We start from the raw sequence: 21,105 nt of genomic DNA on the forward strand, positions 1-21,105 counted from the left end.
GTGCCTAATTGCTGGGGGTTGAAAGATATAGTTGCTGCGCCTGAATATAAGCGATCACCGCTTCAGGCAGCAAATAACGGGGGCTGCGGCCGGCGGCCAGCAGCTGGCGGATCTGGGTGGCGGCGATGGCCAGGGGCGTCATGGGGAAGGTGGCGATGCCGCCGGCGGGGGCAGCCTGCAGCTCCCGGGGGCTGCAGCGGCGGGCCTGGAACTCCCGGGCCAACTCGCCCGGCACGGCCGCCGGATCGATGGAAAAGCCGGGCCGGTACACCACCGCCACGTGGGCCAGGGCCAGGATGTCCTGCCAGCGGTGCCAGGTGGGCAGGCCGGCGAAGGCGTCGGCGCCGGTGAGCAGCACCAGGGGCTGGGCCGGGCCGCACTCCCGGCGCAGGCGCTCCAGGGTGAGCACCGTGTAGCTGGGGTCGGCGCTGGCCACCTCGGCGCCGTCCACGACGAAGGCCGGATTGTCCTGCACCGCCAGGCGCACCATCTGCAGCCGCTGCTGGGGCGTGGCCCGGGGCTCGGCCCGATGGGGCGGCCGGCCGGCGGGAATCCAGCGCACCTGGGCCAGGTCGAGATTCTCCAGCGCCTCCTGGGCCAGGCGCAGATGGCCGTGGTGAATGGGGTCGAAGGTGCCGCCGAAGACGCCGATGGGGCGCTGCTCAGGCATGGTCGCCATCGCCGCCGCCCTCTTCCGGCCCTTCCTCGTCGCCCACCGTGGTGGCGAAGGCCGGCGCGCCTTCGACAAAGACTTCCCGGTAGCTGACGTAGAAGCTGGCCACCAGGCTCGGCGCCAGGATCAGGATCAGGGGCACCATGACGATGGCTGCCGCCATGCCGGGCCCCAGGATCATGCCCAGCAGCCCCATGGCCAGGGCCGGCACCAGACCGCTCCACAGCAGGATGGAGAGGCTGTAGGTGAGGAACGGCCGCCAGTTGCGCAGGCAGGCGAAGAAGGAGAAGAAGAGGGCCTTGCCGGCGCCCTGCCGGTGCCAGGCGGCCAGCATGGGGGCGAACCAGAAGGCCATCACCAGGGGCACCACCAGCAGCAGGGCCAGCTGGGTGGCGAGGAGGAATTCAGGATTGTCCGCCGGCAGGTCGCCGTGGTCGCCGCCGATGAACATGAGGCGGAACAGGTCGCCCCCGTCCACCAGGGAGGCCAGGCCCAGGATCAGCAGGGTGCCGCACAGATAGAGCCCGCCCAGACCCACCAGCACCGGCGCCTGGGGACGGATGCCGGTGCTCAGGGACTGGGGCGTGACGGCCAGGCCCCGGTCGAGCACGCGGCAGGCGTTCATCAGCACCAGGGACAGGGCCGGCATGGCCAGATAGGTGATGAGGCTGCCGATGAACGGCAGGCTGCCCACCAGGGCCAGCAGCATCCAGTAGGTCAGCAGGAGCAGGCTGAGGATGGCCGGATTGCGCCGGAACAGGGCGTAGCCGGCGCCCAGCCAGCGCCAGCCGCGGGCGGCGGGAAGGTTCAGTGCCTGCATGGATCAAGCGGTGGGGAAAATATCCCGGTAGGAGGCATAGAGGACGGCGAAGGACACCGGCAGCAGGACGAGGAAACCGAGGCCCATGGGCAGGGCGGCGACGAAGAAGAGCACACCCATGATGAGGCCGAGGACGGTGAAGGGCAGGATGTTCTTCAGGCAGGCGCTGAAGCTGGCCTTGAGGGCGGGCACCGGCTGCATGTGGTTGAAGTAGACCAGGGCCGGGGCGAACCAGAAGGCCATGAACAGGGGGACGGCCAGGGCCAGGCTGATCATCACCGCCAGCAGGACGCCGGCGATGGCCACGCCAAAGCCGCCGGTGGCAGCGCCGCCCACGAGGGAACCGCCGCCGATGAGCATGCCCACCGCCAGGATGCCGAACCAGCCCAGCATGTAGCACAGGCCCACCACCACCAGCCCGGTGGTTTCCCGGGAGAAGCCGGCGAAGAGGTCGTTCAGTTCCACCTTGCCGCCCTCCTCCTGGCGCCGCACCGCCTGCAGCACGCCGGCGGCCAGCAGGGGCAGCAGCAGGTGGGAGGCCAGGGCGCCGGCTAGGGGCACCATGGCCACCGCCAGAGTCAGCACCAGGAAGACCAGGGCCAGCACCACCCAGGCGCCGGGGGCGCGGGTGAACAGGTCCCAGCCGAAACGCAGCCATTCGATGGCGGCACCGGCCGGCACCACCCGGCAGCTGCCGTCGAAGGGCGGCGGCGCCATGGGAAAGGTGGGCGTGGAATCCGGGGAGCTGGCGTCGGCAGACATGGTAAAAACCGTTGAAAAATCAGGAATGGCGCCATGCTAACGACACGGCGGGGGGTTGGCAATTGGCACCGCCGCGGCGGTGACCGGAAATCAGTCGATCCAGGGGGCCGCCGGATGGCAGCGACGGGCCAGCAGGAGGTCCCGGAAATGCCGGGGATCCTTCACCAGCACCTGGCGGCCGGCCCGGGGCGCATGGAAGTCCTGCAGGCGCGACAGCCAGAAACGTAGCGCCGCCCGGCGCAGGAGCCGGGGCCAGGCCCGGGCCTCCGCCGCCTGCAGGGGGCGCCGCCGGTGGTAGGCCTGCAACAGGGCCCGGGTGCGGCCGGGTTCCAGGTTGCCGGCCCCATCCAGGCACCAGTCGTTGGCGGCCACCGCCAGGTCGAACAGCAGCTGGTCCCGGGCGGCAAAATAGAAATCCAGCAGGCCGGACAGGCGTTCCCCCTGGAACAGCACATTGTCGCGGAACAGGTCGGCATGGACGATGCCTTCGGGCAAGGCCTCGGCCGGCCCGGCCTGGTAGGCCAGTTCATCCTGCAGCAGGGCCCCATCCTCGTCGCTGAGCAGGGGCAGCACCTGGGCGGCGGCCTGACGGCGCCACGCCTCGCCCCGGGGGTTGTCCTGCACGCCGTCGTAGGTGGCGGCGGCCAGATGCAGCCGGGCCAGGGCATCGCCCACGGCAGCGCAGTGGGCCGGGCCCGGCGCCTCCACTTCCTGCCCCGTCAGGCGGGACACCAGCACCGCCGGCTTGCCGGCCAGGGGGCGCAGAATGCGCCCGGCGTCATCGGCCACCGGTGCCGGACAGGGCAGGCCCTGGCGGGCCAGGTGGGCCATCAGGCCCAGGTAGAAGTCCAGCTCCGCCGCCCCCAGGGTCTCGAACAGGGTGAGGACCCAGGTGCCGCGGTCGGTGGTGACGAAATAGTTGGTGTTCTGGACGCCGGCGGCGATCCCGGCGAAATCCGCCAGGGCGCCGACGTCGCAGCCGGAAAGCCAGTCCTGCAGCTGCTCCCGGGTGACGGGAGTGAAGACCGACACGGCCGGATCAGAAGGTGCCGATCACCCACATGGGGACGCGCACGCCGCTGTCCACCGGGTCCTTGCGGGAGAAGGTGCCGTCGCCCTGGTCGTCCACCAGGTAGTAGGGAACGCCATGGCTGGGGGTGACCTTGAGCATGTAGAGCTTGCCGTTGACCCGGTATTCCTCCACGGTCTCGTTCTCCCGCTTCTTGATGGTCACCTGGGGTTCCATGGCGGCATCGAAGGGCACCATCTCGGGCGGCGGCGGCGGCACCGCCGGCAGGGGCTGCAGGTCGGTACGGCCGGCCTGGGCAAAAGCCGCGCCGGTGCAGACCAGCAGGGAGAGGGAAGCGGCAAGGAGGGAAAGACGACGCATGGGATGGCCTTTGCAAGATAGCCCGATTCGGATGCCCGATTTTATTACAAATTGAGCAGCATCTCCCGCTCGTCGGGCAGGGGGGCAAAGCCGCGGGTCTCGTAGTGCTTGAAAATGGCCTCGACGATCTGGTCCGGCTCGTCGATCACCTGGATCAGGTCCAGGTCGTCCGGCGATACCATGCCCTCGCCCACCAGGCGGTCCTTGAACCATTCCAGAAGGCCGCGCCAGAAGGGCTCGTGCACCAGGATCAGGGGGATCTTGCGGCTCTTGCCGGTCTGGATCAGGGTCAGGGCCTCCAGCACCTCGTCCAGGGTGCCGAAGCCCCCAGGCATGACCACGTAGGCGCTGGCGAACTTGACGAACATGAACTTGCGCGCAAAGAAGTGGCGGAAGGACTGGGAGATGTCCTGGTAAGGATTGGCCATCTGCTCGTGGGGCAGCTGGATGTTGAGACCGATGGAGGGGCTCTTGCCATGGTAGGCGCCCTTGTTGGCCGCTTCCATGATGCCGGGGCCGCCGCCGGAGATGACCGAGAAGCCGGCATCGGAGAGCTTGCGGGCGATTTCCTCGGTCAGCTGGTAATAGGGCGACTCGGGCTTGATGCGGGCGCTGCCGAAGATGGAGACGGCCGGGCGGATGGCCGCCAGCCGTTCGGTGGCCTCCACGAACTCTGCCATAATGCCGAAAATCCGCCAGGATTCCCGGGCCGACATGGCGCTGGTGATGGTGTCGGGGTCCGCCAGGGGCGGGAGTTTGGTTCTTTCGCTCATTTTTTTGTCTTCTGGATTTTGTTCTTATGCCGATGCTGCTGCTGGTGGACGGATCGTCCTACCTTTACCGCGCCTTCCACGCCCTGCCGGATCTGCGCAACAAGGCAGGAGAGCCTACTGGCGCCATTTACGGCGTGTTGAACATGCTACGCCGGCTGGAAAGCGACTACAAGGCAGAAGGCGTCACCTACAAGGCCGTGGTCTTCGACGCCAAGGGCAAGACCTTCCGCGACGACTGGTACCCGGAATACAAGGCCCAGCGCCCGCCCATGCCCACCGACCTGGTGGCCCAGATCGAACCCCTGCACGCCGCCATCAAGGCTTCCGGCTGGCCGTTGCTGATGGAGGAGGGAGTGGAGGCGGACGACGTCATCGGCACCCTGGCCCGCCAGGCCGAAGCCGCCGGCATGGACGTGGTCATCTCCACCGGCGACAAGGACCTGACCCAGCTGGTCAGCCCCCGGGTGCGCTGGGTCAACACCATGAGCAACGAGGTGCTGGACGAGGCCGGCGTCACCGCCAAGTTCGGCGTCGAGCCGGGCCGCATCGTGGACTACCTGGCCCTCATCGGCGACACGGTGGACAACGTCCCCGGCGTCGCCAAGGTGGGGCCCAAGACCGCTCTCAAGTGGCTGGAACAGTACGGCACCCTGGACAACATCATGGCCAACGCCGAGGCCATCGGCGGCGTGGTGGGCAACAACCTGCGCCAGGCCCTGGACTTCCTGCCCCTGGGCAAAAAACTGGTGACCGTGGTGTGCGACCTGCCGCTGCCGGAAACGCCAGCCAGCCTGGCGCCCCGCCCCCTGGACAAAGCCGCCCTGGAAGAAATCTTCAGCCGCTACGAATTCAAGACCTGGCTGCGGGAACTGCAGGGCGAAGGCGCGGCCGCCGGCGATGCCGAAGCCGCCGGCGACGCCACGACCGCCCCCGCTGCCCCGGCTGGCGCCCACCGCCAGCATTACGAAACCATCCTCACCTGGGAGGCCTTCGAGCGCTGGCTGGCCAAGATCCTGGCCGCCCCCCTGGTGGCCCTGGATACGGAAACCACCAGCCTGGACCCGCTCTCGGCCCGCATCGTCGGCATTTCCTTCGCCCTGACGCCGGGGGAGGCCGCCTACATCCCGGTGGCCCACAACTACCCGGGCGCCCCCGACCAGCTGCCCCGGGAGCAAGTCCTGGCGCGGCTCAAGCCCTGGCTGGAAGCCAGCAACCACGCCAAGCTCGGGCAGAACCTGAAATACGACCAGCACGTCTTCGCCAACCACGACATCGCCCTGAAAGGCATCGTGCACGACACCCTGCTGCAGTCCTACGTGCTGGAGAGCGACAAGGGCCACGACCTAGAACAGCTGGCCCGCCGCCACCTGGGACTGGAGACCATTCCCTACACCGCCCTGTGCGGCAAGGGCGCCAACCAGATCGGCTTCGACCAGGTGGCCATCGACCAGGCTGCCGAATATTCGGCGGAGGATTCGGACCTGACTCTGCGGGTCCATCAAAACCTGTTCCCCGCCATCGCCGCCGATGCCAAGCTCAACTGCATCTACAGCGACATCGAAATGCCGGCCCGGGAAGTGCTGTTCGCCATGGAGCGCCACGGCGTGCTCATCGACAGCGGCCTGCTGCAGACCCAGAGCAACGAGCTGGGGCGCAAGCTGGTGGAGCTGGAAGCCAAGGCCGTGGAGATCGCCGGCCAGCCCTTCAACCTCAATTCACCCAAGCAGCTGGCGGAGATCCTGTTCACCCAACTGGGCCTGCCGGTGGTGAAGAAGACTCCGGGCGGCGCCCCCTCCACCGACGAGGAAGTGCTCTCCGAACTGGCCCTGGACTACCCCCTGCCCAAAGCCCTGCTCGAATACCGGGGCCTGGCCAAGCTGAAGAGCACCTACACCGACAAGTTGCCGCGCATGGTCAATCCCCATACCGGCCGGGTGCACACCAGCTTCTCCCAGGCCGTGGCCGTCACCGGCCGCCTGGCCTCAAGCGACCCCAATCTGCAGAACATCCCCGTACGCACCGCCGAAGGCCGCCGCATCCGCGCCGCCTTCATCGCCCCGCCGGGCTGCAAGATCGTTTCCGCCGACTATTCCCAGATCGAGCTGCGCATCATGGCCCACCTTTCGGGCGACCATGGCCTGCTCGACGCCTTCGCCAAGGGTGAGGACGTGCACCGCGCCACGGCGGCGGAAATCTTCGGCATCATGCCCCTGGAAGTCACCGCGGAGCAGCGGCGCTACGCCAAGACCATCAACTTCGGCCTCATCTACGGCATGAGCGCCTTCGGCCTGGCCCGCTCCCTGGAAATCGAGCGCAGCGCCGCCCAGACCTATATCGAACGCTACTTTGCCCGCTACCCCGGCGTCGCCCGCTACATGGAAGAAACCCGGGAACTGGCCAAGCGCCAGGGCTATGTGGAAACCGTCTTCGGCCGCCGCCTGTGGCTGCCGGACATCCGCGCCAGCCAGGCCGGCCGCCGCCAGGGCGCCGAGCGGGCCGCCATCAATGCGCCCATGCAGGGCACGGCGGCGGACATCGTCAAACTGGCCATGACCGCCACCGCCCGCTGGCTCGCCGACAGCGGCCTGCAGAGCAGCCTGGTGCTGCAGGTGCACGACGAACTGGTGCTGGAAGTGCCGGAAGGGGAACTGGCCCGGGTCAGGGCCGAGCTGCCCGCCATCATGGGCCAGGTGGCCAAACTGGCCGTGCCCCTGGTGGTGGATGTGGGCGTCGGCAACAACTGGGACGAGGCCCACTAAGCCATCGATGGTACCGCGCCTAGGCTAGAGAGTCGTCCATTAGCCGGGTGAACGCTGCAACTGCGGCGTTCACGCCGACGTCCCCAACGTCCAGGCTATCCGGCTGCAGCAACTGGTAGGAAACACCCCAGGGATGCCAGCGTTCGGCCGAGGACTTACCGAAGAAACACACCATTGGTTTCCCCAGACCAGCGGCAAGATGCATGGCACCGCCGTCACTGCACACCACCCGGTCAGCGAGGGAGAGACCGGCAATAAGCTCCTCCAGGTGAGAAGTGGGAATGGGATGGATGGGCAGATCGCGGGTTAGTGCCAGAACCTCCGCCGCCTTGTCGTCATCCCCGGGATGCCGCGGATCGTCTGTTGCCCCGGGAGACCAGAACAGGAGGAAACGTGCCTGCCAACGGTCATGCAGTTGCCGTGCCAGTTCGGCGAAACGAGAGGCGGGCCAGCGCTGGCTGGGCTTGCGGGCACTGATGTGCAGCGCCACCAGTGGACCGGCCCCATTGTCCAACGCTGGCGGCAGTGCCGTAGTCAAGCGCTGAATCTGCTGCGGCTCAGGTACCACACGGCAGGGGAAAGTCACGGGAAGCGCCTCCACGCAGGAAGACAGGCAGCTCATAATCCGCTCCACTTCGTGCCCGCCCTGATCCGGGTCGGCCCGCAGTATCCGATGGGGGGCCACCCATCGGGCGAAGCGCTCCGCGCTCGCTTGGCTGCCAGGTGCCGCCAGAATTACTGTATGGATTTTACGGCGGCGCAGTGTCAGGATCATGCCGAGCCGCTCCACAACGCTGTCCAGCCAACTTTGCTCTAGCGCTCGGTGTTTTAGTTTGGTATAGGAAAAAACCTGGTCCACATCCGGATTTCCCGAAAGCACCGGGGCGTTGTAGCTATTAACCAAGGCGCCGATCCAAGCCTGAGGATAGCGCTGGCGCATGGCTGAGATGAGGGGGGTAGTACAGACCAGATCTCCAATGTTGTCGCGGCGGACAACCAAAAAGGATGCGGGCGACACGGGGGAATCCATACGGAATCGGACAACGGAAGTTGGTAGAGGCGCTACGCTAAAGGAAGCGGGGACGGGACGCAAGCATGCGCCTCGCATCGACGCTACCGGAGGATTCGGTTATCCTTCACCCCTGATGCTCCCTCTATGTTCCTGCGGCCACTGCGCCCCTTTCCCTCTCCGATGCCAAACCGTAGAGCTTCCCAACGTTTTCTCATCATCCGGCGCGACAACATCGGCGACATGCTAGCCACAACGCCTTTGATACGAGGCATGCGTCAACGTTACCCGCAAGCCTACATTGCGGTCCTAGCCAGCAGCTACAACGTGGACGCGATTCGTAACAATCCTGATGTAGATGAGATTTTCATTTTCCTCAAACGCCAGCAGAAGGATACCGGCTATGGAATACTAGCCACCCTGTGGCGGCGCTGGCAACTGTTGCTCACCTTGCGCCAAATTGGCTTTGACACCGTGGTGCTAGCCAATGGCGGCTGGCGTTACGCCCGGCAATTGGGTAGCCGTATGGTAGGTTTTCGGGAACGGGACAATCCAGATCACCGCCAGCCCCAAGTGATCGTTCCCCTAGCCGATCCCCGAGGCACCCACGAGGTGCGGAAGATGGCAGCCCTGGGAGCGGCCCTGGATGTGACGGACGCACTAGGGCCACAGGTGCTAGTTCCTGACCAGGAATTGCAGGAGCGGACCCGGGCAGCGCTGTCAGCCGGCGGCTGGCGGGCCGACAAGCCCACCCTGGCTGTCCACATCAGTTCCCGACGTCCCCAGCAGCGCTGGCCGGAAGCACAGTTCTCCGCCTTCCTGGCTCTGCTACACGCGGCAGAGCCGGAATTTCAGTTTCTCCTGCTGTGGTCCCCTGGCTCTGCCAACGACCCTATGCATCCCGGTGACGACGACAAGGCAACGGCCATTCAGGTTAACTGCCGGGCCCAAGGCATTCCCCTATTCCCCATGCCAACCCGGAGAGTGGCCGAACTGGTGGCAGCCTGCTCCTGCGCCCAGCGCTTTATCGGCAGCGATGGCGGCGCCATGCACGTGGCCGCCGCCCTGGGCTTACCGATGGTGTGTTTTTTCGGCGACAGCAGCGCCGCCGAGTGGCACCCCTGGGGAGTCCCCTATGTAATGCTGCAGCCCAAATCACAACGGGTAGACAGCCTGACTGTTGAGGAGGCACTGTCAGCCTGGGCTCGCCTCAACACTTCCCTGATGCAAGGGACCATATCCCAGGGGAAGCCCCCTCTTCGATTCCAGGAACTGCCGGGTCAGTTGCCGTCCAACTGGCCGGTGTGATTGGCGAGAACCAGCAACACCCCGGACAGAAAGAAAAATATCTGCAGCATATGGTCCCGGTTCACACTGTCCAGGACCATGCGCCCGGAAAAGCCGGAAGCCAGAAAAATCAGCAGCAGACCGATCAGGCAGTGCCGATGCGAGAAGCTACGCCAACCCAGCCACACTAGGCTGGCAACGAAGGCCAGCCATGAGATGGTGGCCGGAATCCCGCCACCCACACCCAAATCGACGAAGCCACTATGTGCATGCCCTAACTGCACTGGATAATGGGGCCGCAGGGCATGGGCGAAGGCGTTGCGGCCGTAGCCCACGCCCAGGGGGTTTTCACTGATCAAGCGGGCACCGACCCGCAGCCAGGAAATACGCAGATAAGCTGAAGCATCGGCCGGCGAACCATCGACCAGGAGCGGCATGGGACGCCCCCCCTGCCAGGCATCGTGGCCATCGATGTCCCAGGCCAGCCGGGCCGTTTCAGAAAAATGCTGCCAGCGCGGATCGGCCTTGATGCTGATAAAGGCAAAGATGGCGACCAGGGCCGTAATACTCAGGGCAATGCCGCCGGCCCGGAGCAGCCCCACGCGCTGGCGCTGGTCGTAGAGGAAGAGGTAGGTCGCCGAGGTGAAGAGAAACACCAGTCCGATGAGGCCGTTGCGGGCGCCGGCCAGGAATAGGGAAATCAGGGCCGTGACGAGTAGGGCCAAGGTCACGACCAGCGGCACCGGCAACAGCCGCCCCCGGCTGGAGGCACGGCCGAAGAGGTCCACCGCGAGGAAGGCCAAGAGAATGTTGAGGATGAAGCTCATCTCCAGCTTCCCGCCGGTCAGGGGAACCACCTGCACCAGCAAGGCACCAGTCTGGAACCAGTAGACAACGGCATGGACTATGGTGATCAGGGCCTGACTGGCCAGGACCAGGACGATACCCAGGGGCAGCCAGGCAGCCCCCCAGGGCTCCATATCCTGCACTTCCCGGCGCACCGAGGCCCGGCCCAGGAGCAGGCCGAGTCCAAGGGCGAGCAGACCCGGAAGCCATTGGCCGGTCAGCTCTCCCCGCACCCAGGCGGGTTCCGGTGCGATGAAGACAGCTTGGTACAGCAACCAGGCCGTCAGCAGTCCCAGGGAGGCCAGCGGAGCGATCAGACTGCGCCAGTGGCGCCAGGGCAGCCACGCCAGTTCCGGCAGCAAACAGCACAGGCCACCCAGCAGCAGGAGATAGCGCAGGGCGGTAACCCCTGGCAGGGACCAGACGAAAAGTAGGGCCAGGGAAAATATCAGTGCAATTCGGTAGGGCATGGGGGCAGGAGGGCTATGGCCGCCGTTGCGATGCGGGCGGCGTCGATCTGGTGGATGCACGCCCGGGTACCGACCCGGCAGCTGTAGGGGGCGCGAAAAATGTGGGCGCAGGGCAGGCAGGGCAGTTGTTCCTGGAGGATCACCGCCCGGGCGCCCACCGGCCGGGTCTCGGCCATATTGCAGGGACCGGCAATGGAGACCAGAGGGACACCCAGGGCATCTGCCAGGTAAGTGAGGCCCGAATCCACACCGATGAAAAGGTCCAGGCGGGATACCAGGGCCGGCAGGTCCCCCAGGTCCAGGCGGCCGCAGGCATCCAGCAGCCGAGGAGCCAGGCCGGAAGGCAGCAGGCTGCGGAGGTGCTCTGCCTGGGGGCCGTCCCCGGGGCCGCCGAGAAACACCACCCGGACCTCGGGGCGTGCATCCAGGACAAGGCGGGCTACGGCGGCCAGCTTCTCCTCCCCCAGTTCCTTGAGCTTGTTGGCAGCACTGACCGCCAGGCCGACGGTCGGGCCTCCTGCCGGAAGCAGTGCAGCCACCCGGGCTACGGCCCCCGGGGCAGAGAAGACCTCCTTGTCCCGGTCGATGGGGGCCAGCCCCAGGACCGCCAGCATCTCGAAGTAGGTTTCCACGATGAGCCGCTGGCCCTGGTGGGCAATGCCGTGGGTCCACAGCTTGCAGGCCGCTTCCATGCTGCGGCCGCGGAAATTGGGAACCACCCCGATACGCAGCGGGATGCCCGCCCAGGCCAGCACGCTGGGCCAGAGGGCACCGCCATTACAGCAGAGCACGGTATCGAAGCGCTGGTGGCGGATTTCCCGGGCTAGGCGCCATTTGGCCACCAGCCCCTTGTATTGGCGCGAATCCAACACCTGCAGGGCATCGATGCGAGGACTGGCCTGCAGCAGGGGCGCGGCGGCGGGACCGGCGTAAAGGGTGATGTGGGCTTGCGGAAAGCCCAGCCGCAATTCCCGCAGCAGCGGAGAGGTGCAGATGGCGTCGCCTATCTTAGCAGCCTGGATCACCAGAATGCGCTGGGGCGGCATCTGCCGCGGCCGAGCGAAGAAAGCCAAAAAGGGTAGCAGTAGGCGGGTAAGGAGTATCTGGATCACCGCTGCCCCTTCCCGCCAAGCCCGCCTTCCAGCGCACCACCCCCAGCAGTTGCAGCCTCCAGTTCAGCCGCCACCCCTGCCACATACTGTGCGATGGAAAAATCCTGTAGAACCCGCTCCCGTCCGGCTGCCCCCAGGCGCTGGCGCAGGGCCGGATCTCCGGCAAGGGTTTCCAAGCAGCGGGTCAGGGCCGGAATGTCACCGTAGGGATAAAGCAAGCCGGTGCTGCCATGGCGTACCAGTTCCTGGGTACCGACGACATCGCTGCCCAGTACCGGCTTTTGCAGCAGCATGGCTTCCAGGACTACCCGGGGCAATCCTTCCCGGGGAGAGGTCTGCACAAGGATGTCCATGGTAGCGATCCAGGCCAGGGGCGCCTGCTGGAAACCGGCAAAGGTGATGCGGCCGCCCAGGCCTAGCTGGTGAGCGAGACGCTCCAGATTGCCGCGTTCTGGACCGTCCCCGACCACCACCAGATGGAGGGGAGGCATAGCGGGCGCCACCACCGCCACGGCCCGCAGGAAATGGTCCACGGATTTTCGGGGAAGAAGGGAACCGACACAGCCGACGACCACGGCTCCCGGTGCCTTGCCGGGAATATCCAGAGGCGCAGGCAAAACCTGGTGGACGTCGATGGCATTGTGGACCACCCGGCACAGCTCCGGGCGAATACCGGCAGCCAGCAAGGCATTGCGTACGCCGGTGGAGACGCAGACGATACGGCAAGCCACCCGATTGACCACCTGGGCCTCCGCAGGAGAAAGGGCAGCGACGCTACGGCAATGCTGCACCGCCGGCACGCCCGCCGCCTCCGCCGCCAGATAACCTTCCAGATTGGAAGAAGGCTGGTTGTTCATGTACAGCAGGTCGTAGCCCCCCGCCCGGAGGCGGGCAGCCAGTTGCCGGGCCAGGGGATCGATGCGCCACCAGCGCTCTACGCCGTGGAGCGCCCGCTGGCGCAGACCGGGCCAGGGACGCAGGAAGCCGCGGATAAACTCCTTGGCCAGTTTGGCGGCCAGGGGCTGGCGGGGGGGGGGTAGTATTTCCAGTGGCACACCGATGCCCGCCAGCTCCCTGCGCAGGTCGGAATCCCCCTTGAGATAGTTGCAGTAGAACAGGGCGGTGACCTGAAAACGCTGGCGGTCCAGGCGCTTCAACAGCTCGATCATGCTGTTGGTGCCGCCGCCCCACTCCTTGCCGGAGTCCACAAGCAGGATGCGCAGGGTCATACCTGGCCTCCCTCGACGCCCTGGGCCGGGGAACCCAGACGCCGCTCCACGGCACTCAGCACCTCCTCCACCGGGATAAGGGCGATCCAGGTGGAATCGTCAGATTTGGTGCGAACCCGAGGATCGGGGCAGGGATAATGGATGACCTGGTGGCGCTCCGGGTCCTGGGCGGGGCCAGAGGCCGCCGGATGGGAGACGGCGAACAGTCCCACCACCGGGGTTCCCACCGCCACCGCCACATGCATGGTGCCGGTATCGCCGCTCACCAGGACGGCCAGACGCCGCACCAGCTCCGGCAGAGCGGTCAGGGAAAGGCCGCCAGCGGCAACGGCAACGGCCCCGCCCATGTCCCGGGCGATGCCCTGCAGGTAGAGCACTTCGTCCGGGGCACCAGTGAGCACGATGCCCAGTTCCGGATGGCGTTCCTGCAGCTGCCGACCCAAGGCGGCGAAAGCGGCGGCCGGCCACATGCGGCTGCGGCTCGAAGCGCTGCACTGCAGCCCCACCAGGCAGCGACCAGCCAGCCCGACATGCCCGAGGAAATCCTCCGCTTCCCGGGCGGCGGCGGGTATCCGGGGCAAGGCCATGCGGGCACCCGCGGTGTCAGCGCCGAACAGACGGGCCACTGCCAGGCGCTGTTCCATGCCGTGGCCGAGCTGACTCCAGCCCAGTACCTTGTCCCGGTTGGCGAGCAGGAAGCGGAAACGGCTGGTATTGGGCAGCTTGGCAATCCAGCGGGCACCGGCCAGATACGCAAGGGGCGTGGCCTGGGGTTCGTTACCGTGGAGGATGCAGGCCACCTCCGGCCGCTCCCGGCGCAGGACGCAGACGGTAGACAGAAAACGGCGCCAGCCGCCGTGGTAGGGCACGACCCGGTCCAACTCCAGGCAATGGCTGAAAAGATCAAGGTAGCGCCCATGTACCAGCCCGACTAGGCGGGCCTGGGGAAAGCGCCGGCGCAGGGGGGCCAAAGCGGCGGAGGACAGCACCGTGTCCCCCAGGGCCGTGGACGAAATCACCAGCACGCAGCGGACCGCCGCCGGGTCCAGGGCGTCCAGGCGGTCGTCGCGCCGGTCCAGGCCCTTGGCCAGGCGCAGGGTCCAGTAAACGAGGGATTCCAGCGGGCGCAGGCGCATGGACTCAAGCCCCCTCAGGGGGCCGGCACAGCACCAGGTAGCCGTAGTCGGCGATCAGCAGATCGGCCAGGCTCAGGTAGGACGGCTTGGTCAGCAGGGTGCGCAGGCAGGCCAGGGGCTGGCGGAACAGCAGGCGCAGGCGGGTCTTGCCGCTGTGGGAGCCCCGAGCAAAGATGCGGGTGCCCCGGTCCACTTCCACTAGGTCGTGGTTGCGGGTCAGACGGGCCAGGGCGGCCAGGGAATAAAGGGTAAGGTGCTCGTGGTTCCACAGATTCCAGTCATAGCCCTGTTCCTGGAAGGAACGGCCGCTATGGAGGGGAACCTCCAGGTAGAGCAGGTCGCCAGGGCCCATGGCGCGGACGATTTCCCCCAGCAGGGCATTGGGGTCCGACAAATGCTCGAGGACGTGGGACAGGGAGAATACCTTGGGCAGCGCCGCCAGTTGTTCCGGCAGTGCCTCGGCATGAAAAGGCTTGCCCCGGACGTCGAGACCGTAGTGCTCCCGGATGTGGCGGATGAGGGGCAGGTTGGTGTCGAACCCCAGCCGCTGGGGCAGCAGGGGTGCCGCCGCCAGGAGCATTTCCCCGGAACCGCAGCCGATGTCCACTAGGCCCCGGTGCCCCTTCAGGTGGGGCGCGATGATGGCCAGGCGACGCTTGGCGTTTTCCAGCCGCCAGGCCATCTTGCCGGCGTCGGGGACAGCCTGGCCGCCACCCTCGGCGTAATCCAGGGGAGCGGTATCCCGGTTCAGCAGCAAGTCGCAATCTGGGCAGCGCGAGGCGCGGAGGTCCACTTCCTCCAAGGTTGCGTTGCCGCACACCGGACAATGGTCGAAATGGCGCGAAGGAGAGGGACTCATTCGGGATGCACCGCAGTATAGAGTCGGGCCAGCAGGGGATGTCCGTAGACCCACAGACGGCTACCCAGCCACCGGGCAGGCTTGTCCTTAACCACCACCCGGCGGATGTGCTGCGGATCAGTACGGCGGGCATTGGTGCCCCGGCGCACGGTATACAGATGGGTAAAGCCGGTTTCCCGCGCCACCTGCCGATATTGGTCGTCGTAATAGCCCTGGGGCCAGCACAGGTGGGGGCTGTTACTGCCCAGGCGACCTGCCAGAGTAGCCCGGGACGTTTCCAGGTCCTGACGCAGCAGTTCCCGGCGCCGCTCGGGATTGGCTTCCACCTGGTCCCAGCGAGTATGGCTGTGGGTATGGGAATGAAATTCGAAGGTACCCGCCGCCGCCATGCATTCCACTTCGCTCCAGCGCAGCATGACCTCGTCCGCCCTACCCTCCGCCCAGCAGGTCATGCACTGGCGGTGGGCCGGGGTGGGTGGCAGGGGCTCTCCCTCGCCCTGACAAGGCCGCGGCGGCCCGTCGCCGATGCGGCCGGTGATGAGAAAGAGTACGGCCTGGAAACCGAACTCCGCCAGGGCCGGATGGGCGTACACATAGTTATCCAGGTAGCCATCGTCGAAGCTGATCATCACGCTCCTGGGAGTCAGGGGCCGACCTGCCAGGAAGGCAGCCAGGTCGGCAGCGCCGACGCTGCGGTAACCCTGGGCCTTGAGCCAGGCCAGGTGGTCGCGGAAGGTTTCCGGGGAGACGGTCACCAGCCCCGGGCTGGGGCTGACGTGGTGGTACATGAGCACGGGCAGGGCGGCGGAATTTTTCATCAGGCGAAAACCAGGAGCCGGTTGTAAACATCCACCATGCCGGCAGCCATGGCACGGCGGGAAAAATGCTGCCGTGCCCGCTCCCGGGCAGCGTCACCCATGGCGCGGCGGCGCTCGGGAGCGGCCAACAGGTCGCCGATGGCGGACCTCAGGGCGGCCCCATCTGCCGGAGGAACGAGAAGGCCCGTTTGACCGTCCACCACTGCCTCGGGCACCCCGTCCACCGCCGTCGCCACCGCCGGCACGCCCATGGCCGCCGCCTCGATGAAGGCAGTACCGAGGGCTTCTTGGTGGGTCGGCAGGACAAACAGATCGAGGGCCTGGAGCACATTGACCACATCCCGGCGCAGGCCCAGGAGGTGGACCCGGGCTCCCAGTCCCAGTTCGGCGACGCGCCGCTCCAGGTTCTCCTTCTGGGGGCCGTCGCCGGCAAAGACAAAATGGGCCTGGGGATGCCGGGCAAGGATGTGGGGCACTTCCTCCAGCAGTTCGGCATGCCCTTTCTTGCGCCGCAGGATCGCCACCGTCCCCACCAGGGGCGTGTCCGCCGCCAGCCCCAACTCGCTGCGCAGGGTGCTGCCGGTGGGGTCTGGCTGGTAGCGCTCCAGGTCAATACCGGTGGGTACGGTGGTGATGTGGCTGGCGGGCACCCCGGTCTGGACCAGGTAGCCGGCAACGAAGTCGCTGACGGTCACCACATGGTCGGGCAGGATGCTGTAGGTGAAGCGGGAAGTGATGGGCATCGCCAGGTGGCGGGTACGCACCACCCGGGGCCGGCGGGCAAGCAGGCTGCGGGCCGCCATGCCGGCCAGCTGGGTATCGCGGCCACTGTGGGTATTGACGATATGGGTGCCGGTGCGCCGCATCAGTGAGCGCAGGTGCAGCACGGCGGCAAGGTCCAGGGCATTGCGCATCGGCACCTCGAAAGCCTGGAAACCGGCCTCCCGGGCCCGCTCCGCCAGCCTAGCCCCGGGCCGGCAGACCACCAGGGAATGGTGGCCCAGTTCTCGGAGCCCGATCATCTCGTTGAGGATGCGGTTTTCCTGCCCCCCCCATCCCAGGGAGGACTCGCTGTGCAGGACGGTGAGGACGTCTCCGCTCATCTAGCGCCCCTCTTCCACCCGCTGCATGCGGTACAGGTTGGCATAGGTGCCGTTCCGGGCCAGCAACTCCCCATGGGTGCCCATTTCGGCGACGCGGCCGTGGCTGAGGACCACGATCTTGTCCGCATTCTCCACGGTGCTCAGGCGATGGGCAATCACTAGGGTGGTGCGCCCCTTCATGAGGGTGTCCAGGGCCGCCTGGACCGCACGTTCAGACTCGTTGTCCAGGGCCGAGGTGGCTTCGTCGAGGATGAGGATGGGGGCATTCTTCAGCAGGGCCCGGGCAATGGCTAGGCGCTGCCGCTGTCCCCCGGACAGCCGGGTGCCGTGCTCACCGATGGGGGTATCGAAACCCTGGGGCAGCGCTTCGATGAACTCCAGTGCATGGGCGGCATGGGCGGCGGCTCGGATGTCTTCCCGGGAAGCCTGCCGCATGGCCCCGTAGGCGATATTGCCGGCGACCGTATCGTTGAACAGCAACACGTCCTGGCTGACGTAGCCGATGTGGCGACGCAAGCCCGCCAGGGAATACTGCTGAAGGTCAATGCCGTCCAACAGGATGCGCCCCCTATCGGGTGCATAGAAGCGCGGCACTAGGGTCGCCAGAGTACTCTTGCCCCCGCCGGACTGACCGACCAGAGCCACGGTCTGGCCCGGAGCCACGGACAGACTGACGTCGGCAAGAGCATCCCGCTCCGCTCCGACATAGCGAAAACCGACACCCTCAAAGTCGATACGACCTTCCACCCGCTCCGGGACGACTGTTCCCTGGTCTGCCTCGAGTCTCTCGTCCAGCAGATGGAAAACGCTTTCCGCCGCCGCCAGCCCCCGCTGCAGGGGAGCGTTGATATCGGCCAGGCGCCGCAGGGGCGCCAGCAGCATGAGCAGAGCGGTGATGAAGGAAACGAAATCCCCCACCGAGGCCTGTCCCGACTTGGACTGGATCAGGGCCACGTAGACCACCGCGGCCAGGGCGATGGAAGCGAAGACGTGGGTGATGGGACTGGTGGCAGCCGCCGCCACCGCTTGGCGCATGTTCTGGCGGCGCACCTGGTAGTTAATGCGGGAGAAGCGCTGGGCCTCCTGCTCCTCCCCGCCAAAGACCTTGATCACCCGGGCGCAGTGGGAGGTTTCCTGCAGGGACTCCACCATCAGTGCAGTAGCTTCTTGGGCACCGCGACTGGCAAGGCGCAGGCGCCAGGAAAAGGTGCGCATGGCCCAGGCGACGGCTGGAATCAGTGCGAAGCACACCAGAGTCAGCTGCCAGTTGAGCCACAGCAGCCACAGCAGCAGACCTACCACACCCAGGCCATCCCGCAACACGGTCACCACTACATTGGTGGCTGCGCTGGAAACCCCGTTCACATCGTAGGCGATCTTAGTCAGGGGCACACTAGAGGCGTTGGCCTGGAAGTAACTAAGGGGCAGACGCACCATGCGACGGTACATTTCCTCCCGGATGTCGGTCACTACCTGGTTGGATATCCAAGAAAAACCGTAGGAGGAAAAAAAACTGAAAATACTGCGCAGAATGAAGACACCGACAATGCCAAGTGGAATCAGCAAGGGATGGCCAAAACCGCTCTCGGGAACAAATCCTTTGTCCAGCAGGGGCTTCATCAGGGCCGGGAATAGGGGTTCCGTGGCTGCCAGGACCACCGTGGCCACCAGGGAGAGCAGGGCGACTTTCCAATACGGGCGCAGATAGCCCAACAGGCGGAAATAGAGTGCGCGACTGCTAACGTCTTTTCGACACATGATGAGGAAAATGAGGAAACCTCGATTATAGCCGTTCGGCTAGGCCAGGCTGCGGTAAAGTGCCACCAGCCGCTCGGCCATGGCGGCGAGGGAGAGGTCCGCCACCGAGGCCCGGGCCGCATCCCGCATGGCGGCGGCCCGGCCCGGTGCGGCCAGGGCTTCCAGGTGGCGGGTGAGCAGGGGCAGGTCGAGGGCGTCGCCCACGTAGCCGTTCTCCCCCTCCCGGATACGGGTGGCGATGCCGCAGCTGGTGCTGGTGATGGTGGGCAGGCCGCAGGCCAGGGCCTCCAGGGCGGCGTTGGGCATGGGGTCGTAGAGGGTGGGCAGGACGAAGGCGTCGGCGGCACCGTAATAGGGCCGCACGTCCTTCTGGGGACCAGTAAAGACGACCCTTTCGCCGATGCCAAGGCTGTCAGCCAGGCGGGACATGGCTTTCAGGCTGCGGTCCCCGCCGACGACCAGCAGGTGCGCCTCCTGGCTGGCCATGGCGGCGAAGGCCCGCAGCAGGCGGGGGACGCCCTTGCGCTCGAAACCGCCGCCGACGTAGAGAAACAGGGGCGCCTCCGCCGCAATGCCGAGGCGGCCCCGCAGCTCCACCCGGTGGGCGGCGGCCAGGCGGGGGTGGAAATGCTCCAGGTCCACCCCGTTTTCGATCAGCACCAGCTTTTCTTCCGGCACCCCGTAGTAGCGCTGCATCTCCTCTGCCACCAGGCGGGAATTGCAGATCACCCGGGCCAGGGCCGGGTGGGTCAGCATGGCCCGCTCCTGGGCCAGGATGTAGCGGTGGAAGCCGGAGAGCCGGTCCAGCCAGCGGGTCAGGCCGCCCCGGGCCCGGGCCCGGTGCTCCAGCCAGGCGGCATGGACCCCGTCGCCGGCGCGGAAAATGCGGCAGCCGGGAATGCGTTCGTGGCTCTGGGTGATGTCGAAGCCGCCCTCGGCCATGGCCTGCTGGGCGCAGCGGGCGAAGGAGGCATCCCGGGCGGCACGGCCGCCCCACAGGCGCGAATAGGGCGGATCGCAGGTGATCTGGGCGAAGCCGGCAGCAGGGGCGCCATCCCAGGAGCGGGTGATGAGGGTGACCTGGGCCCCCTCCTGCACCAGGGCCCCCAGGGCCCGCTCGACGAAGCGCTCGGCGCCGCCGTAGGGGTTGTAGCGCTGACGGACGATGGCGATTTTCAAACGGCAGGCTCCGCCAGCAGTTCCCGGGCGGCGGCCAGCACCATGGCCGGCGGCAGGGAGACCAGGCAGTCGCTGACCTTGCCGCCGCCGCAGCCGTCGATGCCGCAGGGGCGGCAGGGATGGTCCTGGCTGACGATGACCCGGGAGGGCACGCCCCAGGGGCCCCACTCCTTGTCGCCGGAAGGGCCGAAGAGGGCCACCACGGGCGTGCCCATGGCGGCGGCGATGTGCATGGGGGCCGAGTCCACGCCGATGAAGAGGCGGGCCCGGCCGGCCAGGGCCGCCAGTTCCTTCAGGCTCAGCTGGCCGGAGAGGTCCACCGCGGAACGGGCCAGGCCGGCCTGGATGGCGGCCACCATCTCCCGCTCGGCCGGGTCCGGCGCGGCGGAGATCACCACCGGCCAGCCCTCGGCCTGGAGGCCGTTGATGACGGCGGCCATGGCCTCCGCGGTCCAGCACTTGAAACGCCAGCGGGAGGCGGGATGCAGATGCACGAAGGGCTTGCCGCCCAGGCCCTGGTCCGCCAGCAGCTGGCCCACCCGGCGCTCCGCTTCCATGCCGGGCACCAGGGACAGGCGCCGCTGATCCGGCGCCGGATAGAGGCCGATGCGGCGCAGGGCGTCCAGGTTGCGTTCCACCGTGTGGCGCAGGGCATTGCCCGGAGCGCCGACGAAATGGGTGAAGCTGTTCTGCCAGAAACCGCCCCGGCCCCTGACCTTGGGCCCCACGGCCCAGCGGGCGCCGACGGCCCGGGCCAGCCAGGCGCCCCGGGGATGGTCGGTGAGGTGGATCACCAGGTCGTAACCGGGATGGCGCAGGCTCTGCAACAGCTGCCATTCGGCCCGCAGGTGGCCCCAGGGGCCAAGCTTCTTCCATTGCCGGTCGATGCAGTGCACGGTGTCGATGGCCGGATGCTGGCTCAGCATCTCCGCCGTGTCCCGGTACACCAGGGCGTCGATGTGGGCCTGGGGCGCCGCCGCCTTGAGGGCGGCGAACACCGGCGCTGACAGCAGCACGTCGCCGTGGTGGCGCAGCTTGATCACCAGGGCGCGGCGTACCTGGTCGAGGGGAACGGCATCGGGAAGATAGGTTTCGGCCATGGCTCGGGATTTTACCGGCTTC

The 21,105-nt window shown here is 66.9% G+C and carries 19 protein-coding genes; 2 read left to right on the forward strand and 17 right to left on the reverse strand.

Going from position 1 to position 21,105, the window contains the following annotated elements; translation table 11 throughout:
• Positions 1–4: 4 nt before the first annotated feature.
• The 6 genes from nadD to AZSP09_RS10365 all read right to left on the reverse strand — a co-directional run bounded on the left by nadD (position 5) and on the right by AZSP09_RS10365 (position 4,418).
• Complete coding sequence (gene nadD / locus AZSP09_RS10340) at positions 5–679, reverse strand: nicotinate-nucleotide adenylyltransferase (protein ID WP_152089972.1); 675 nt, start codon at positions 677–679, stop codon at positions 5–7.
• The gene (locus AZSP09_RS10345; RefSeq protein ID WP_014235569.1) at positions 663–1,493 is read right to left on the reverse strand and encodes a BPSS1780 family membrane protein; all 831 of its coding nucleotides are present in this window, start codon (positions 1,491–1,493) and stop codon (positions 663–665) included. The genes nadD and AZSP09_RS10345 overlap by 17 nt, the downstream gene beginning before the upstream one ends.
• A gap of 3 nt (positions 1,494–1,496) precedes the next feature.
• The gene (locus AZSP09_RS10350; RefSeq protein WP_014235570.1) at positions 1,497–2,255 is read right to left on the reverse strand and encodes a BPSS1780 family membrane protein; all 759 of its coding nucleotides are present in this window, start codon (positions 2,253–2,255) and stop codon (positions 1,497–1,499) included.
• A gap of 90 nt (positions 2,256–2,345) precedes the next feature.
• Positions 2,346–3,287: a homoserine kinase gene (locus AZSP09_RS10355; RefSeq protein ID WP_152089973.1), complete on the reverse strand. Its 942-nt coding sequence runs from the start codon at positions 3,285–3,287 to the stop codon at positions 2,346–2,348.
• Positions 3,288–3,294: 7 nt separating this feature from the next.
• Positions 3,295–3,645, reverse strand: a complete 351-nt coding sequence (locus AZSP09_RS10360; protein WP_014235572.1) for a DUF2782 domain-containing protein — start codon at positions 3,643–3,645, stop codon at positions 3,295–3,297.
• A 44-nt stretch (positions 3,646–3,689) separates the two neighbouring features.
• A complete protein-coding gene (locus AZSP09_RS10365) occupies positions 3,690–4,418 on the reverse strand; it encodes a TIGR00730 family Rossman fold protein (RefSeq protein ID WP_014235573.1) in 729 nt (242 codons plus the stop codon).
• A 26-nt stretch (positions 4,419–4,444) separates the two neighbouring features.
• Here AZSP09_RS10365 and polA point away from each other — a divergent pair, with 26 nt between their 5' ends.
• A complete protein-coding gene (gene polA / locus AZSP09_RS10370) occupies positions 4,445–7,177 on the forward strand; it encodes a DNA polymerase I (protein WP_152089974.1) in 2,733 nt (910 codons plus the stop codon).
• 19 nt (positions 7,178–7,196) lie between these two features.
• Here the strand turns inward: polA and AZSP09_RS10375 are convergent, their stop codons facing one another.
• Positions 7,197–8,195 carry a glycosyltransferase family 9 protein gene (locus tag AZSP09_RS10375; protein WP_172974740.1) on the reverse strand — a complete coding sequence of 333 codons (999 nt, stop codon included), beginning with the start codon at positions 8,193–8,195 and terminating at the stop codon, positions 7,197–7,199.
• A gap of 264 nt (positions 8,196–8,459) precedes the next feature.
• Here AZSP09_RS10375 and AZSP09_RS10380 point away from each other — a divergent pair, with 264 nt between their 5' ends.
• Positions 8,460–9,494, forward strand: coding sequence for a glycosyltransferase family 9 protein (locus tag AZSP09_RS10380; RefSeq protein WP_172974741.1), 1,035 nt, complete (start codon positions 8,460–8,462; stop codon positions 9,492–9,494).
• Here the strand turns inward: AZSP09_RS10380 and AZSP09_RS10385 are convergent.
• The 10 genes from AZSP09_RS10385 to rfaQ form a co-directional block, all read right to left on the reverse strand.
• Positions 9,467–10,789: an O-antigen ligase family protein gene (locus AZSP09_RS10385; RefSeq protein ID WP_152089977.1), complete on the reverse strand. Its 1,323-nt coding sequence runs from the start codon at positions 10,787–10,789 to the stop codon at positions 9,467–9,469. The genes AZSP09_RS10380 and AZSP09_RS10385 overlap by 28 nt on opposite strands.
• A complete protein-coding gene (locus AZSP09_RS10390) occupies positions 10,768–11,835 on the reverse strand; it encodes a glycosyltransferase family 9 protein (protein ID WP_152089978.1) in 1,068 nt (355 codons plus the stop codon). The genes AZSP09_RS10385 and AZSP09_RS10390 overlap by 22 nt, the downstream gene beginning before the upstream one ends.
• A 62-nt stretch (positions 11,836–11,897) precedes the next feature.
• Positions 11,898–13,130, reverse strand: a complete 1,233-nt coding sequence (locus AZSP09_RS10395; protein ID WP_152089979.1) for a glycosyltransferase — start codon at positions 13,128–13,130, stop codon at positions 11,898–11,900.
• Entirely contained in the window at positions 13,127–14,266 is a 1,140-nt protein-coding gene (locus AZSP09_RS10400; protein ID WP_152089980.1) for a glycosyltransferase family 9 protein, read from the reverse strand. Before AZSP09_RS10400 ends, AZSP09_RS10395 begins: the two co-directional genes overlap by 4 nt.
• Before the next feature lie 4 nt (positions 14,267–14,270).
• Positions 14,271–15,125 carry a class I SAM-dependent methyltransferase gene (locus AZSP09_RS10405; protein WP_152089981.1) on the reverse strand — a complete coding sequence of 285 codons (855 nt, stop codon included), beginning with the start codon at positions 15,123–15,125 and terminating at the stop codon, positions 14,271–14,273.
• Positions 15,122–15,943, reverse strand: coding sequence for a polysaccharide deacetylase family protein (locus AZSP09_RS10410; protein WP_152089982.1), 822 nt, complete (start codon positions 15,941–15,943; stop codon positions 15,122–15,124). Before AZSP09_RS10410 ends, AZSP09_RS10405 begins: the two co-directional genes overlap by 4 nt.
• Complete coding sequence (locus AZSP09_RS10415) at positions 15,943–17,046, reverse strand: glycosyltransferase (RefSeq protein WP_152089983.1); 1,104 nt, start codon at positions 17,044–17,046, stop codon at positions 15,943–15,945. Before AZSP09_RS10415 ends, AZSP09_RS10410 begins: the two co-directional genes overlap by 1 nt.
• Positions 17,047–18,804 (reverse strand): lipid A export permease/ATP-binding protein MsbA, encoded by a 1,758-nt coding sequence (gene msbA, locus AZSP09_RS10420; protein WP_152089984.1) that lies wholly within the window; start codon positions 18,802–18,804, stop codon positions 17,047–17,049. It abuts the gene before it with no gap.
• 39 nt (positions 18,805–18,843) lie between these two features.
• On the reverse strand, positions 18,844–19,983 hold the full coding sequence (locus tag AZSP09_RS10425; protein WP_152089985.1) for a glycosyltransferase family 4 protein: 1,140 nt from the start codon (positions 19,981–19,983) through the stop codon (positions 18,844–18,846).
• On the reverse strand, positions 19,980–21,083 hold the full coding sequence (gene rfaQ, locus AZSP09_RS10430) for a putative lipopolysaccharide heptosyltransferase III (RefSeq protein WP_152089986.1): 1,104 nt from the start codon (positions 21,081–21,083) through the stop codon (positions 19,980–19,982). Before rfaQ ends, AZSP09_RS10425 begins: the two co-directional genes overlap by 4 nt.
• Between the last annotated feature and the right edge of the window lie 22 nt (positions 21,084–21,105).

This window comes from Azospira sp. I09 (assembly GCF_009177135.1).
Lineage (GTDB): Bacteria > Pseudomonadota > Gammaproteobacteria > Burkholderiales > Rhodocyclaceae > Azospira > Azospira oryzae.